This is a genomic window from Enterobacter cloacae complex sp. 394F7 (assembly GCF_057320385.1).
Map to the genome: position 1 here is coordinate 18,359 of NZ_JBXWCS010000009.1, position 15,033 is coordinate 33,391.

Here is a 15,033-nt window from a genome sequence, read left to right on the forward strand (position 1 = left end):
GTAGGCCTGATAAGCGAAGCGCCATCAGGCTTGTAGCAGCGTCAACACGCTGTCATCCCTTTTGTGCCAGAAGAGGGTGAAACGTGTGCCCTCCGCATATTCTCCAGCCGGGCGCGAAAGCACCAGCACAAGGGTTTTATCATCTAACGCTGCGACTCTCGCACAGTCAAAACCCATGTAAATCTTTACCTGCGGAAACAGCGCTTTAAACAAACTTTCTTTCGCGCTAAACGCGAGCGTCAGCGCCTGTGCAAAAGGGTAGCCTGAACGCGTTAAGCACGCCGCTTCCTGCGCATTGATGATACCGTCCTGGATTTCATGGGCTTCACGGTCGGAAAGGATCGCCTCTGTATCGATACCTACAAGGGCATGAGGATGGTGAACCACAACCGCCATCGCCTGCGTGCCGCTGTGGGTGATGCTACCCGAAAACCCCTCCGGCCAGAGCGGTTCGCCGCTGGGGCCGATGCCGGGAACGGCGTGGCCAGGTAAGGCATGCGCGGCGGCGATGCGGCCCGCCAGATGCTCGGCTTTGCGTTTGCGTCCGGCGTCAGCCAGCTGTGCGTGATGGGGGAGCCAGAGGAGATCGGCGTCGGTGAAGGTGGTGGGGGCGAAGGTGATGCGGTGAACGGTGAGGCTGGCGAGAACGAACGTGCTGTGGGTTGTGTGCATGGTTTTCCCTTCAGTCAGTATTGTGCGGCCTGTTGCCCTCACCCCGGCCCTCTCCCACAGGGAGAGGGGGGAAGTCACTGCCTGTATCAGAATCGGGTATTCACGCTCATATACCACGTGCGGCCTGGCTCATTATAGGTATAAGCCCCTGCGCCGTACATATAGGCACCCGTCGAGGTATTCCCGGTGGTCTGGGCATTACCTGCACGCCACTGACGTTTGTCGAAGACGTTATCCACGCCGCCGGTCAGGCTGACGTTTTTAGTCACGTCCCACGTCGCGCTCAGGCCAAGGATGCTATACGGGCTGACCTCGTCTTTCTCTGACCCGGTCACCGGCTGACCTTTGTAATTGTACTTCTTCGGCTGCTGCTTGCCGTACCAGGTGAAGGTCGACTGGAGCGACACATCCTGATGCACCTGCCAGCTCAGGGTAGAGTTCAGCGTGTACTCCGGGATGATCGACAGACGGTCGCCGGTCTCCTTGTTCTTGCTCTGCAACATGTAGGTGATGTTGTTGGTCCAGTTGATGGTATCGCTGACCGGCACGTTCAGGGAACCTTCCAGGCCTTCAACCACCGCTTTCGGCACGTTCTCCCACTGGTAGATATCGGTGGTGACTTTGCTGGTGGAGGTCTGGCCGATTGGCGCATAGCCCGCTTCAATCTTGTTGCGATAGTCGTTGCGGAACCAGGTCACGCCCGCCAGCCAGCCGTCGCGTTTCCACTCCAGACCAATCTCTTTGTTGATGCTGGTTTCGGCTTTCAAATCGTCGTTACCCATCATGTAGCAGCCCACGCCGTCAGAGCTGGCGTAGCAGCCCTGGCCCTTGCTGTATAACAGGTAGTTCGGGTTGGTCTGGTACAGGCTCGGTGCTTTGTAGGCACGCGCAATACCCATCTTCAGGGTGAAATCATCCCCCAGACCTTGCGACAGGTTCAGGGACGGGCTCCAGTTGTTACCCACGATGGTGTGATGGTCGAAGCGCAGCGCCGGGGTCAGCATGGTGCTGTCGGTCAGCTCCATATTGTTTTCCGCAAACAGGGAGAAAATCTCTGCGGAGGTATACGGGCTGCGATCGTCGCTCATCCCTGGAATGGTCCCGCCCTGCAGGGTTTGCGAGAAGGAGGTTGAATCCTTCATGCGCTGCTGGTTCCATTCGGTGCCCAGCGTCAGGTTCTGGTTGACGATGAAATCAATCGGCAGGTTGATCTCACTATGCAGCATGACGTCGGCCAGGTCGGTATCGGTGAATTTATCGCTGTTGAACAGCCCTTCGGTTCCTCCGGCCAGCCCTTCACCCAGACGCGAGTTGCGGGTGTGTTCGTACTGCGCCCAGTTGCTGGTGGTAATGCCGTTATCCCAGCCGCCATTCCACGTGACGGCGAAGTTCTGACGATAGATACGGTTGGTCTCTTTACCGTAGTTCTTCTTCACCAGCGCATTGTCGTTGTTGGTGTTCTGGGTATCACCGGCGTAGAGGTTGTTCTGGCGGCTGTAGCCCGCTTCAAACTCCAGAGACTGCATTGGCGCAAAGTCCCAACGCACCACGCCATTGATGTCTTTGTTTTCTACCCCTTCACGGCCTGCAGGCAGGGTGTTGGCATAGGCGCCGGTACGCTCGGACTGATGGCCCTGGTTGATGTCCCACGCATCGGCCTGGGTTTTGTCGAGGTTACCGTACATGCGGAAGCTGAAGTCGCCGCCCAGCGGGCCGCTCAGGCTGAAGTTGGTGCGTTTTGTGGAACCTTCATCCTTGTGTTCAGGCGCGTTCAGATAGGTGTTCCAGGAGCCGTGCCACTGGTCGTCGAATTTTTTGGTGATGATATTCACCACGCCACCTGCCGCACCGTTGCCGTAACGCGCGGCGGCCGGGCCACGAATCACTTCGATACGCTCAATCATCTCAGGCGGCACCCAGCCGGTATCACCGCGGGTGTCGCGCTCGCCGCGCCAGCCCAGACGAATCGAGTTGCGGCTGGTGACCGGCTTGCCGTCGATCAGGATCAGCGTGTTTTCCGGGCCCATACCGCGGATATCAATCTGGCGGTTGTTACCGCGCTGGCCGCTGGTGGAGTTACCGGTCAGGTTAACGCCCGGCATGGTGCGGATGATTTCAGACACGTCACGCGCGGGCGGATTTTTACGGATCTCATCGGCGGTAATGGTGGAAACCCCGGGCGCCTGCAAATTCTGCTCGGCGGCGGTGATCACCATGGTGTCTTCATGCTGCGCGGAGGCGGTGTTGTCGTCTGCCATGGCAGGCAGCGCGACGCCATAAATCCCTAAATTGACCAGCAAGGCCAGAGAGTGAATCTTCTTATTCATTGGATGTCCCGCTTTTATGGTTTCTTATGAACGCGCTTCCCACAGCGCGGGCATTACGCTATTGCAAATGCAAATAGTTATCAATAATATTATCAATAAAATTTGTCCTGAAACAAAAAAGACTGTTAAACATGAGGTTAGAAGGGTGACGGTGTTAACAACGGGAAGTGAAGCCTGGTGGCAGTCGAAAAACGGCCCGCAATGGGTGCGTGAACAGGGGAAATATCGGGTCACCTTCTGGTGGCGCGATCCGGCGGGAACGCAACACACCTCGGCGGTGAAACGCGTCTGGCTGTATATCACCGGCGTAACCGATCACCATAAAAATGCCCGCCCACAATCCCTCGAACGCATCCCGGATACCGACGTCTGGCAATGGCAGGGCGAGTTCAGCCCCCAGTGGCGTGGCAGCTACTGCTTTATCCCCTCAGAGAATACAGACGATTTTGCGCCCGATGTGTTTCACGGTGAGCAGCCGGATCGCCTGGCGCTGCGCGAAGGCTGGCGCAAGCTGCTGCCGCAGGCGATGTCCGACCCGCTTAATGCCCAGAGCTGGCGAGGCGGGCGAGGGCATGATGTCTCTGCGCTGGAGATGCCCGACGCTCCGGTGCAGCCCGGCTGGGATCGCCCCAATACGCCATACCGGCAGCCGGTCTGCATTGACTGGCAGAGCAAGCGGCTGGGCAACCGTCGTCGCGTCTGGATATTTACCACTGGCGATGACGATCCGGAACGCCCGCTGGCGGTGCTGCTCGACGGCCAGTTCTGGGCCGAGAGCATGCCCGTCTGGCCAGCGCTGACGGCGCTAACCCTCGGACGCAAACTGCCGCCTGCCGTCTACGTTTTAATCGATGTGATAGATATGGCGCATCGCAATAACGAATTGCCCTGTAACCCCGATTTCTGGCTGGCAGTGCAGGAAGAACTTCTCCCTCTTGTAAAACAACACACGCCATTCAGCGACCGCGCAGACCGTACGGTGGTCGCAGGCCAGAGCTTCGGTGGACTCTCCTCGCTTTATGCCGCACTAAACTGGCCGCAGCGTTTTGGCTGCGTGCTGAGCCAGTCCGGCTCTTACTGGTGGCCGCATCGCGGCGGGCAGCAGGAAGGGCTGCTTATCGCGCAACTGAAAGCGGGTGAGAAAACCGCACGCGGCCTGCGCATCGTCCTTGAGGCCGGGCGCAACGAGCCGCTGATTTACCGCGCGAATCAGGCCATTTACGACGAACTGCACACACAGCAGCAGGTTTACTGGCGTCAGGTTGATGGCGGACACGACGCGCTTTGCTGGCGCGGTGGGCTGACGCAGGGGCTGATGACCCTCTGGCAGCCGCTTATTCACTAACGGAGTCTGTATGGAATTCAGCAATCCTTTCGATAATCCGCAGGGGCAGTTTGCTATTTTGCGTAACGATCAGGGGCAGTACAGCCTGTGGCCGCAGCAGTGCGAATTGCCCGCAGGCTGGCGCGTGGTATGCGAAGCGCAATCGCAGGACGCATGCCAGCAGTGGCTGGCCGAACACTGGCAGACGCTCAGCCCCTCTAATTATGCGGGGGAGCATGCATGAACCGTCTGCCGCTTGTTGCCGCCCAGCCGGGCATCTGGATGGCGGAGCAGCTTTCCAGCCTGCCGAACGCCTGGAGCGTGGCACACTACACCGAACTGAAAGGCGATATTGACGCACCGCTGCTGGCAAAAGCCATTGCCGAAGGCATGATGCAGGCCGACACTCTGCGCATGCGCTTCACCGAGGATAACGGTGAGGTGTGGCAGTGGGTGGATGCATCAATGACGCTGCCTGAACCGGAAATCGTGAATGCCGGTTCCCATGACGCCGCCGTGGCGCTGATGGACGCAGACCTTAATCAGAACCTTCGTGTCGACAGCGGTCAGCCCCTGGCGTTTCACCTGCTGATTCAGATCGGTCCGCAACACTGGTACTGGTATCAGCGCTATCACCATTTAGTGGTCGATGGCTTCAGCTTCCCGGCGATTACCCGCCAGATCGCCGCGATTTATGCCGCGTGGAAGAGGGGCGAGCCCACGCCTGACTCCCCGTTTACGCCGTTCGCCGGGGTGGTGGAGGAGTATCAGCGCTACCGCGACAGCGAGGCGTATCAGCGCGACGGCGCCTTCTGGGCTGAGCAGCGCAAACAGCTTCCTTCTCCGGTCTCGCTTTCCTCTGCGCCGCTGCCGGGGCGCGCCGCCACCACCGACATCCTGCGCCTGAAAATCGCCGCCGATGGCCGCGCCTTCAGCCAGCTTGCGCAGGCCGCAGGACAGGTACAGCGCACCGATCTGGCGCTTGCGCTGGTGGCGCTGTGGCTGGGCCGTCTCACCGGACGGCTGGACTACGCCGCCGGGTTTATCTTTATGCGCCGCATGGGCTCCGCTGCGCTGACCGCGACCGGCCCGGTGCTCAACGTGCTGCCGCTGGCGGTGAACATTCATCCGCACGAGAGCCTGCCGGAACTGGCGCAGCGCCTGGCAAACCAGTTGAAAAAAATGCGTCGCCACCAGCGCTACGACGCCGAGCAGATCGTGCGCGACAGCGGGCGTGCCGCGGGTGATGAAGCCCTGTTCGGCCCGGTGCTCAACGTCAAGGTATTCGATTATCAGCTGGACATCGACGGCGTGGAGGCCACCACCCACACGCTGGCCACCGGCCCGGTGAACGATCTGGAGCTGGCATTGTTCCCGGACGAGCTGGGCGGGCTGAGCATTGAGATCCTCGCCAATAAACAGCGCTACGATGAAACCACGCTGGCCCGTCACGTGGCGCGCCTGAATGCGATGTTGACGCAATTTGCCGCTAACCCGGACCTGCGCTGTGGCGAGGTTGAAACGGTCTCAGAGCAGGAATACCAGCAGCTTGCACGCATCAACAATACCGGGCTGGCGCTACCGTCCACCACGCTTGCGGAACTGGTGGCGGAACAGGCGAGCAAAACGCCGGACGCGCCCGCGCTGGCGGATGCGCACATCGAGCTCAGCTATCGCCAGATGCGCGAGCAGGTGGTGGCACTGGCGCATCTGTTGCGTGAGCGCGGCGTGAAACCGGGCGACAGCGTGGCGGTGGCGCTGCCGCGCTCGGTATTCCTGACGTTAGCGCTGCATGGCATTGTGGAGGCGGGGGCCGCGTGGTTGCCGCTGGATACCGGCTACCCGGACGATCGTCTGCGGATGATGCTGGAGGACGCGAAGCCGTCGCTGCTTATCACCACCGACGAACAGCGCCCGCGCTTTAGCGATCTGTCCGTCGTGACGTTTAGTTACAACACACTATTACCGGCTGCGGAGGCTGAACCGCTGCGGCTGGCGAAGCCGGAGCAGACGGCGTACATCATCTTTACGTCGGGCTCGACAGGGCGTCCGAAAGGGGTAATGGTCGGGCATACTGCCATCGTTAACCGTCTGAAATGGATGCAGGATCACTACCCGCTTACGGCGTGTGACGTGGTGGCGCAGAAAACACCGTGCAGCTTTGACGTGTCGGTCTGGGAGTTCTGGTGGCCGTTTATCGCCGGGGCGAAGCTGGTGATGGCCGAGCCGGACGCGCACCGTGATCCTCAGGCCATGCAGCAATTCTTTGCGCACTATGGCGTCACCACTACCCACTTTGTGCCGTCGATGCTGGCGGCGTTTGTCGCCTCGCTGACGCCGGAAAACACCGACTGCTGTAAGAGCCTCAGGCAGGTATTCTGCAGCGGGGAAGCACTGCCGACGGAACTTTGTCGCGAATGGGAGCGGCTCACCCACGTGCCGCTGCATAACCTCTACGGCCCGACGGAAGCGGCGGTGGACGTTAGCTGGTATCCGGCATTTGGACCAGAGCTGGCGGCAGTTGCAGGTAACAGCGTGCCGATCGGTTTCCCGGTATGGAACACCGGGTTGCGGATCCTGGATGCGATGATGCGCCCGGTGCCGTTTGGCGTGGCGGGCGATCTCTATCTCACCGGCATTCAGCTGGCGCAGGGGTATCTGGGGCGTCCGGATCTCACCGCCAGCCGCTTTATTGCCGATCCGTTCGCGCCGGGCGAGCGGATGTACCGTACCGGTGACGTCGCCCGCTGGCTGGACAACGGCGCGGTGGAGTATTTAGGCCGCAGCGACGACCAGCTGAAAATTCGCGGCCAGCGCATCGAGCTTGGCGAAATCGACCGGGCGATGCTGGCGCTGCCTGACGTGGCTCAGGCGGTGGCGCACGCCTGCGTGTTCAACCAGGCGGCGGCCACGGGCGGCGATGCCCGTCAGCTGGTGGGATATGTGGTTTCTGAATCCGGCTTACCGCTGGATCGCGACGCGCTGCTTGCCTCACTCAGATCGCAATTGCCGCCGCATATGGTGCCGGTGGTGTTACTGCAAATCAGCGCGCTGCCGTTAAGCGCAAACGGCAAACTGGATCGCAAGGCGCTGCCGCTGCCGGAGCTGACCAGCAAAACCAGCGGACGCGCACCGGAAAGTGCAACCGAAATTGCCGTCTCGCAGGCGTTTGCGTCATTGCTGGGCTGCGCGGTGAACGACATCGTAGCCGATTTCTTTGCCCTCGGCGGCCACTCGCTGCTGGCGATGCGCCTGGCTGCACAGCTCAGCCGTACGTTCGCCCGCAAGGTGACGCCAGGGCAGATAATGGTCGCCTCTACGGTCAGCAGGCTGAGTGCTCTGCTGGATTCGCCGATAAGCGACGAGCAGGCGCAGCGTCTGGGTTATGAAACCTTGCTGCCGCTGCGCGTAAGCGACGGCCCGACGCTGTTCTGCTTCCATCCGGCTTCCGGTTTTGCCTGGCAGTTCAGCGTGCTGGCGCGCTACCTTAGCCCGCGCTGGTCTGTTACCGGCATTCAGTCGCCGCGCCCGGAGGGGCCGATGCAGCAGTGTGCGGATCTGGATGGGGTGATTGAACATCATCTGACTACGTTACGTGGCCGGCAGCCCCACGGGCCGTATTACCTGTTCGGCTACTCGCTTGGCGGTACGCTGGCGCAGGGGATTGCTGCGCGTCTGCGTGAACAGGGCGAAACCGTCGCCTTCCTGGGTCTGCTGGATACCTGGCCACCGGAAACCCAGAACTGGGCGGAAAAAGAGGCCAACGGACTCGACCCGGCGGTGCTGGCCGAAATTGAGCGCGAGCGACAGGCGTTTATCGCTGCCCAGCAGGGGCAGAGCTCCAGCGCGCTATTCAACGCCATTGAAGGTAACTACGCCGACGCGGTGCGGCTGCTCACCACGGCGCACAGCTCGCGGTTTGACGGGAAAGCAACGCTGTTTGTTGCCGAGCGCACGCGAACGATAGATCCGCAGGTGGCATGGTCGCCGTGGGTAAATGAACTGGAGGTATACAGCCAGGATTGCGCCCATGTGGACATCATTTCGCCGCAGGCGTTTGAGAAGATTGGGCCGGTGTTGCAGAAGATGTTGGGGGAGTGATTTCCCCTCACCCTAACCCTCTCCCACGGGGAGAGGGGGTGGTTTGCTCCCTCTCCCTGTGGGAGAGGGCCGGGGTGAGGGCATCAGCGCGCACGCTTTCCCAGCGGCACCACCAGCGGCGTGCCCGCCACCGGGTCGTCAATAATCATGCAGCGCATGCCGTAGATCCGCTCGATGAGCGCCGGCGTCACAATCTCCTTCGGCGCACCCTGCGCCACAATTTCGCCGTCGCGCAGTGCAATTAAATGCGTGGCATAGCGGCAGGCCTGATTCAAATCATGCAGCACCGCCGCCAGGGTGTAACCCTGCGTGCGGTTGAGATCGCTTAGCAACTCAAGCAGATCAATCTGATGGCTGATATCGAGCCACGTTGTCGGCTCATCCAACAGCATAATGGAGGTCTCCTGCGCCAGCACCATCGCGATCCACGCCCGTTGACGCTGGCCGCCGGAAAGCGTGTCCACGCTCTGCCGGGCAAGGTCGGTAATGCCCGTTGCCTGCATCGCGCGGTTCACCGCGTCTTCATCTTCCTTGCGCCAGCGGGTAAACAGCGGCTGGTGCGGATAGCGTCCGCGTGAGACCAGCTCCTGCACCGTGATGTCTCCCGGCGTGGTGGCGTTTTGCGCCAGCAGCCCGATGCGCCTGGCCACCTCTTTACTGGCAAAGCGCTGGATCTGCTCGCCGTCGAGGAATACGTGGCCTTCAACCGGTGTCATCAGGCGGCTGAGGGTGCGCAACAGGGTCGACTTGCCGCAGCCGTTCGGGCCGATAATCGCCGTGAAATGGCCGTCAGGAATGTTGACGGTTAAGTCATGGGCAACGATTTTTTTGCCGTAACCAAGAGTAAGGCTTTCGCCGCGCAAGCGGGTGGTTGAATCGGTCATTTCTTGCGTGACTCCTGAACGAGCAAGACGATGAGGTAAATCCCGCCAAGGCTGACGGTGACAACGCCCACCGGAAGTTGATAAAGCATAAACAGCCGCTGGGCGCAGAGATCGGCGGCCAACAGTAACATTGAGCCGCACAGCGCCGCCTGGGTTAAGCCCCAGCGGGCCGTACCGCTAAGACGACGCGCAATGTGCGGGGCGACAAGGGCGATAAAGGAGATGGGTCCGGCAATCGCGGTGGAGGCCGCGGTGAGCAACACGGCGACCAGCATCAGCATCAGACGCGAACGCTCAACGCCGACCCCCAGCGCACAGGCGCTGTCGTCACCCATTTCCAGCAGCCGCATGCGCCGCACCAGCAGCAGCGCGGCGATAAACATCAGCAGAATCAATGGCGCGGCTGGCCAGACTTTGCCCCAGGTCAGGCCGTTGAGGGAACCGGCATACCACAGCCCGGCCGACAGCGCCGTTTCCAGCGAAGCCTGCAAGAGCAGCCAGGTATTGAACGCCATCAGCATGGCACGCACGCCGATACCGATAATGATCAGGCGGAAAGTGTCGATACCGTTGCGCCAGGCGAGCAGCCAGATCACCAGCGCGGTCAGTATCCCGCCGGTCATCGCCGTCACGGTGATGGCCGTCAGATGCTGACCAAACAGCACCATCGCGACCAGCACGCCGCTCCAGGCACCGGTGTTGAGACCCATTACATCCGGGCTGCCGAGCGGATTGCGCATCAGCGACTGGAAAATCGCGCCGCTGACGCCAAGCGCGGCACCCACCAGTATCGCCATTGCCACGCGCGGCAGTCGCCACTCCGTCACCACCATCGTGACAGCGCGCGGGGCGCTGCCGGTGAGCGCGTTAAACACCTGGGCCAGATCGAGCGTCACTGCGCCGCTGCACAGGCTTGCGATCGCCAGCATCAGAATGGCGATAACCAGCAGCGAAACGCTGACGATCAAACGACGAGAGGGGGCCATCATGCGTCACCTCCGCGTTTACGTCGTACCAGGAAGATCAGGACCGGCGCGCCGATAAAGGCGCTTACCACCGAAACGCGCAGTTCGCCGGGAACCAGAAGACGCCCGACAACATCAGCGAACAAGAGCAGGGCCGGGGTGGCCAGCAGCGTCACCGGCAGGGACCAGCGGTGATCGGCCCCCACCAGCCAGCGCGACAGATGCGGCATCATCAGCCCGATAAAGGCAATCGGGCCGACCACTGCCGTCGCACTGCCGCACAGCACGGTGATGACCACTAATCCCGTCAACTGGATTCGCGCCACGCGGTTGCCGAGCGCGGTGGCGGTGTCGCTGCCAAGGCTCAGGCTGTTCAGCGCCCGGCTTAAACCGAGTGCTACGGCGGCGGCAATCATCACCGGGATGACCACCACCTTAAGCGTCTCCAGCGTGCGGATATCCAGCGAACCGGCCTGCCAGAAGCGGAGCTGGTCGTAAACATCCGGGTTAAGCAGGGCGATGCCGTTAGATAACCCTTCCAGCACGGCGGCAAGCGCCACGCCCGCCAGCGTCAGACGTACCGGGCTAAGCTGCCCGCCCCCCTGGCTGCCGGTAAAGGCGACAATCAGCGAGGCCGCCAGCGCGCCGCAAAAGGCCATTACCAGTTGTTCTGAAGGAGAGGTAAACCCGAACAGCGCCGCGCCAAGCACAATGGCAAAGCTGGCACCGCTATTCACGCCAAGAATGCCGGGGTCAGCCAGCGGGTTGCGGGTGAGGGTTTGCATAAGGGCTCCCGCAAGGCCCAGTGCGCCACCGGCAAGTAATCCGGCCAGGGTACGGGGCAGGCGGGCATCCAGCACGATGGTGCAGTCGGCGCTCTGACAGGTACCAAAGAGCGCATCAACAATCACGGAGGCGGGCAGCGGTTTCGCACCAACCAGCAGACTGAGCGCCATCGCAAGGATTAACAGCAGCAATAACACGGGCACGGCAACGGCGCGCACCGCAGAAGAAGAGGAAAACGACATAGCAACATCCATGATTTGATAATGATAGTGATTATCGTTATCTATCTTATTTGGCTATGTTAGCATGTGCGCCCATGGAATGGGTAGAAATAGACTCAAGGTCTTGTCATGAATCAAAAATCCTGGCTGATTAACCTCAGCCTGCTGAAGACGCACCCGGCGTATCGCGCCGTGTTTATCGCGCGTTTTATCTCCATTTTGTCCCTCGGCCTGCTCGGCGTTGCCGTCCCGGTACAGATCCAGACGTTGACGCACTCAAGCTGGCTGGTCGGGCTGTCGGTCACCTTAACCGGAGGGGCGATGTTTATCGGTCTGATGATCGGCGGCGTGCTGGCCGACAGGTACGAACGCAAGAAGCTGATCCTGCTGGCGCGCGGCACCTGCGGGGTGGGGTTTGTCGGATTGTGCCTGAACGCAATGCTGCCAGAACCCTCCTTACTCGCCATTTACGCCCTCGGGCTGTGGGATGGTTTCTTTGCTTCGTTAGGCGTGACGGCGCTGCTGGCCGCCACACCCGCGCTGGTAGGGCGTGAGAATCTGATGCAGGCGGGGGCAATTACCATGCTCACCGTCCGTCTTGGCTCGGTGATATCGCCGATGGTGGGCGGCCTGCTGCTGGCCACCGGTAACGTGGCGTGGAACTACGGCCTCGCGGCTGCGGGGACGTTTATTACCACCTTAACCCTGCTGCGTCTGCCGCTTCTGCCACCGCCGCCGCAGCCGCGGGAGCATCCGCTGAAATCGATGATGGCGGCGATCCGGTTTCTGTTCAGCAACCCGCTGATTGGTGGTATTGCGCTGCTCGGTGGTCTGCTGACGATGGCGAGCGCCGTACGCGTGCTGTATCCGGCGCTGGCGGGGGTGTGGCAGATGAGCGCCTCAGAGATTGGCGTGTTGTACGCCGCCATTCCGCTCGGCGCGGCGTGTGGTGCGCTAACCAGCGGCAGGCTGGCGCAGAGCGCGCGTCCAGGGTTGATTATGCTGTTGACGACACTGGCATCGTTTATCGCGATGGGGTTCTTCAGCCTGATGCCGGTCTGGGCGTTGGGTGTGCTGTGTCTGGTTCTCTTCGGCTGGCTGAGCGCCATCAGTTCTCTGTTGCAGTACACCCTGATCCAGACCCAGACGCCGGAGGGGATGCTCGGGCGCATCAACGGCCTGTGGACCGCGCAAAACGTGACGGGCGATGCCATTGGCGCGGCGATCCTCGGTGGGCTGGGGGCCGTCATGACGCCGGTGGCTTCGGCGAGCACCAGCGGGTTTGTGTTAGCCGTTGTAGGTGGGATCCTGTTAATGGTATTAGCAGAGTTGCGCCGCTTCAGGCAGGAGGTTGTATTGAACGACGGTGCGGCCTGATGCCCCCACCCCGCCCCTCTCCCACGGGGAGAGGGAGGGAAAATGCCTACTTAAACAATGTATTTAATCTCTCTAACACCAGCATCGCGCTGTAATAATCCAGGCGGAACGTCTCCGTTCCCAGTGCCCACACGCGTTTATTCTTCACCGCAGGCAGGTGAGCCAGCAGCGGGTTGGCGTAAATCGCCTCAACGTCTTTTTGATCGCCGGCAAACAGGAACAGGCCTTCACCGTTCAGCCCGGTAGCCAGATTTTCACCGCCTAACTGGATGATGTCGTGACGTTTGCCCTGACTTTTTGAGGTGTGCAGCCCGGCAGGCAGTTCGGCCAGGGTAAAGCCTAACTGGTGCAACAGCTGGCCCTGGGCAGACTCCGCGGTCCACAGGTTAGCGCTGTGCGCGGCAGCAGTGTACACAATGGCGTTCACCGGTTGCGGCGGCAGCGTCATCTGCTGTTTCACCTGCGCGAGTTGTTTATCGAATGCTGCAATGCGTTCGGCGGCCTGTTTTTCCTGTCCGGTTATCGTGCCTAGCTGCTTCAGCAGTTCCTGCCAGCTTTTGTCGTCGTAGTTGATGATGAGCGTCGGCGCGATGGCGGAGAGCTGATCGTACAACGCCAGGGCCGAATCTCCGCCGGTCGCGCTAATCAGAATCAGATCCGGCATCTGCGTCGCCACCGCTTCCGCACTCGGCTCACCAATGTACAGGCGCGCCACGTTGCGCTGTTTCGCCATATCACCCCACTGACGTAAAAAGCCCTGCGCATCCGCCACGCGGTTATTGGGCGTGGTCGCCCCGCTGGCCACTACCGGAGCGTCAATCGCCAGCAATGAGCCGGTCAGGGTCACGCTGGTGGAGACAATGCGCGTGGGTTTGCTCTCCAGGGTATGCACGCCGCGGCTGTCGGTTACCTGACGCGGCCAGTCGGCGGCGATGGCTGAGGTTAGTCCTAAAACAAAACATCCCGTTAAAAGAAGGGCATTACGGCAAACGGCGGGGAATTTCACAACGCGGCATCCTGTTCTCTTTGAAGTTAATGCTTCTCATTTTCATGATTGCGGCGAGGGGATGCAAGCGATACTCGCACAAGATGTTCGCTCTGCGGTTGACACCGGCGCGATGTGGGATTAGGTTAGCCAACGAAAATATAAATGATAATCATTATTGCTTCTTTTATCATTTTATGGAGGATGATATGGATACGTCCCTGGCTGAGGAAGTTCAGCACACCGCGACCACGCTGCCATCAGACAGCTTTTTCTTTATGTCGCCTTACCGCAGTTTTACCACGTCAGGCTGTTTTTCCCGTTTCTCTGAACCCGCCGAGGGCGGTGATAACCCGTCGGGGGCCTTCCAGCAGAAACTGGCTCAGGCTTTCCGCAACGCGAAGGCCAGCGGCATTGCCCATCCCGTGATGGTGGGTGCCATCCCGTTCGATACCCGCAAGCCCTCATCCCTGTTTATTCCGCAGCACTGGCAGACCTTTTCGCGCCCGGCGCGTCAGCAGTCCGCGCGCTATTTTTCTGCTTCTCAGACGTTGAACGTGGAAACCCGCACTGAGATCCCGCCGCAGCCCGTGTTTGAAGAGATGGTTGCCCGTGCGGCAGCGCTCACCGCCACGCCACAGGTGAACAAAGTGGTGCTGTCGAGGCTGATTGATATTGCGACGGATAAAACGATTGATAGCGGCGCGCTGATGGAGCGACTGATCGCCCAGAATCCGGCCAGCTTCAACTTCCATGTGCCGCTGGAAGATGGCGGCGTGCTGCTGGGCGCGAGCCCGGAACTGCTGCTGCGTAAAGAGGGGACACACTTTAGCTCTCTGCCGCTGGCGGGCTCTGCGCGTCGTCAGCCGGATGACGTGCTGGATCGCGAGGCGGGTAATAAGCTGCTGGCCTCCGAGAAGGATCGCCACGAGCACGATCTGGTGACCCAGGCGATGAAAGCCATTCTGGCACCGCGCAGCCATCATCTCAGCATGCCAGCTTCCCCGCAGCTGATCACCACCCCAACGCTCTGGCATCTGGCGACGCCAGTGGAAGGGGAGGCCCGTGAAAATGAGAACGCCCTGACCTTGGCCTGTCTGCTGCACCCGACGCCTGCGCTGAGCGGTTTCCCGCATCAGGCGGCAAAAGAGCTGATTGCCGGGCTGGAGCCGTTCGACCGCGAACTGTTTGGCGGCATCGTTGGCTGGTGTGACAGCGAAGGCAACGGCGAGTGGGTGGTGACCATCCGCTGCGCGCGTTTGCTTAAAAATCGCGTTCGCCTGTTTGCCGGTGCGGGCATTGTGCCAGCCTCCTCCCCGGTGGGCGAGTGGCGCGAAACCGGGGTGAAGCTCTCCACCATGCTCAACGTTTTTGGTTTGCACTGAGGAATC

General features: G+C 60.8%; 11 protein-coding genes. 5 read left to right on the forward strand and 6 right to left on the reverse strand.

The window, feature by feature from the left end; all coding sequences use genetic code 11:
* Positions 1 to 24: 24 nt before the first annotated feature.
* Together entD and AC2FAK_RS14225 are read right to left on the reverse strand one after the other, a co-directional pair.
* A complete protein-coding gene (gene entD, locus AC2FAK_RS14220) occupies positions 25 to 672 on the reverse strand; it encodes an enterobactin synthase subunit EntD (RefSeq protein ID WP_095454651.1) in 648 nt (215 codons plus the stop codon).
* Positions 673 to 758: 86 nt separating this feature from the next.
* A complete protein-coding gene (locus tag AC2FAK_RS14225) occupies positions 759 to 2,999 on the reverse strand; it encodes a TonB-dependent siderophore receptor (protein WP_013097643.1) in 2,241 nt (746 codons plus the stop codon).
* A 67-nt stretch (positions 3,000 to 3,066) separates the two neighbouring features.
* Here AC2FAK_RS14225 and fes point away from each other — a divergent pair, with 67 nt between their 5' ends.
* Genes fes through entF form a run of 3 tightly spaced genes read left to right on the forward strand, consistent with a single transcriptional unit; the run spans position 3,067 to position 8,424 of the window.
* Complete coding sequence (gene fes / locus AC2FAK_RS14230) at positions 3,067 to 4,344, forward strand: enterochelin esterase (protein ID WP_276307902.1); 1,278 nt, start codon at positions 3,067 to 3,069, stop codon at positions 4,342 to 4,344.
* A gap of 10 nt (positions 4,345 to 4,354) precedes the next feature.
* Complete coding sequence (locus AC2FAK_RS14235) at positions 4,355 to 4,567, forward strand: MbtH family protein (protein ID WP_013097641.1); 213 nt, start codon at positions 4,355 to 4,357, stop codon at positions 4,565 to 4,567.
* Positions 4,564 to 8,424 carry an enterobactin non-ribosomal peptide synthetase EntF gene (entF, locus tag AC2FAK_RS14240; RefSeq protein ID WP_095454649.1) on the forward strand — a complete coding sequence of 1,287 codons (3,861 nt, stop codon included), beginning with the start codon at positions 4,564 to 4,566 and terminating at the stop codon, positions 8,422 to 8,424. Before AC2FAK_RS14235 ends, entF begins: the two co-directional genes overlap by 4 nt.
* Positions 8,425 to 8,507: 83 nt before the next feature.
* Here the strand turns inward: entF and fepC are convergent, their stop codons facing one another.
* The 3 genes from fepC to fepD are packed head-to-tail and all read right to left on the reverse strand — an operon-like array spanning position 8,508 to position 11,301.
* Complete coding sequence (fepC, locus tag AC2FAK_RS14245) at positions 8,508 to 9,308, reverse strand: iron-enterobactin ABC transporter ATP-binding protein (protein ID WP_095454648.1); 801 nt, start codon at positions 9,306 to 9,308, stop codon at positions 8,508 to 8,510.
* A complete protein-coding gene (fepG, locus tag AC2FAK_RS14250; protein WP_095454647.1) occupies positions 9,305 to 10,297 on the reverse strand; it encodes an iron-enterobactin ABC transporter permease in 993 nt (330 codons plus the stop codon). The genes fepC and fepG overlap by 4 nt, the downstream gene beginning before the upstream one ends.
* Complete coding sequence (gene fepD, locus AC2FAK_RS14255; protein ID WP_095454646.1) at positions 10,294 to 11,301, reverse strand: Fe(3+)-siderophore ABC transporter permease; 1,008 nt, start codon at positions 11,299 to 11,301, stop codon at positions 10,294 to 10,296. The genes fepG and fepD overlap by 4 nt, the downstream gene beginning before the upstream one ends.
* A gap of 108 nt (positions 11,302 to 11,409) precedes the next feature.
* Here fepD and entS point away from each other — a divergent pair, with 108 nt between their 5' ends.
* The gene (entS, locus tag AC2FAK_RS14260; protein WP_095454645.1) at positions 11,410 to 12,657 is read left to right on the forward strand and encodes an enterobactin transporter EntS; all 1,248 of its coding nucleotides are present in this window, start codon (positions 11,410 to 11,412) and stop codon (positions 12,655 to 12,657) included.
* A 46-nt stretch (positions 12,658 to 12,703) separates the two neighbouring features.
* Here entS and fepB read toward each other — a convergent pair whose 3' ends face one another.
* Positions 12,704 to 13,663, reverse strand: a complete 960-nt coding sequence (gene fepB / locus AC2FAK_RS14265; RefSeq protein WP_095454644.1) for a Fe2+-enterobactin ABC transporter substrate-binding protein — start codon at positions 13,661 to 13,663, stop codon at positions 12,704 to 12,706.
* Between the two features lie 188 nt (positions 13,664 to 13,851).
* Here fepB and entC point away from each other — a divergent pair, with 188 nt between their 5' ends.
* Positions 13,852 to 15,027 carry an isochorismate synthase EntC gene (gene entC / locus AC2FAK_RS14270; RefSeq protein ID WP_045293343.1) on the forward strand — a complete coding sequence of 392 codons (1,176 nt, stop codon included), beginning with the start codon at positions 13,852 to 13,854 and terminating at the stop codon, positions 15,025 to 15,027.
* Positions 15,028 to 15,033 lie beyond the last annotated feature (6 nt).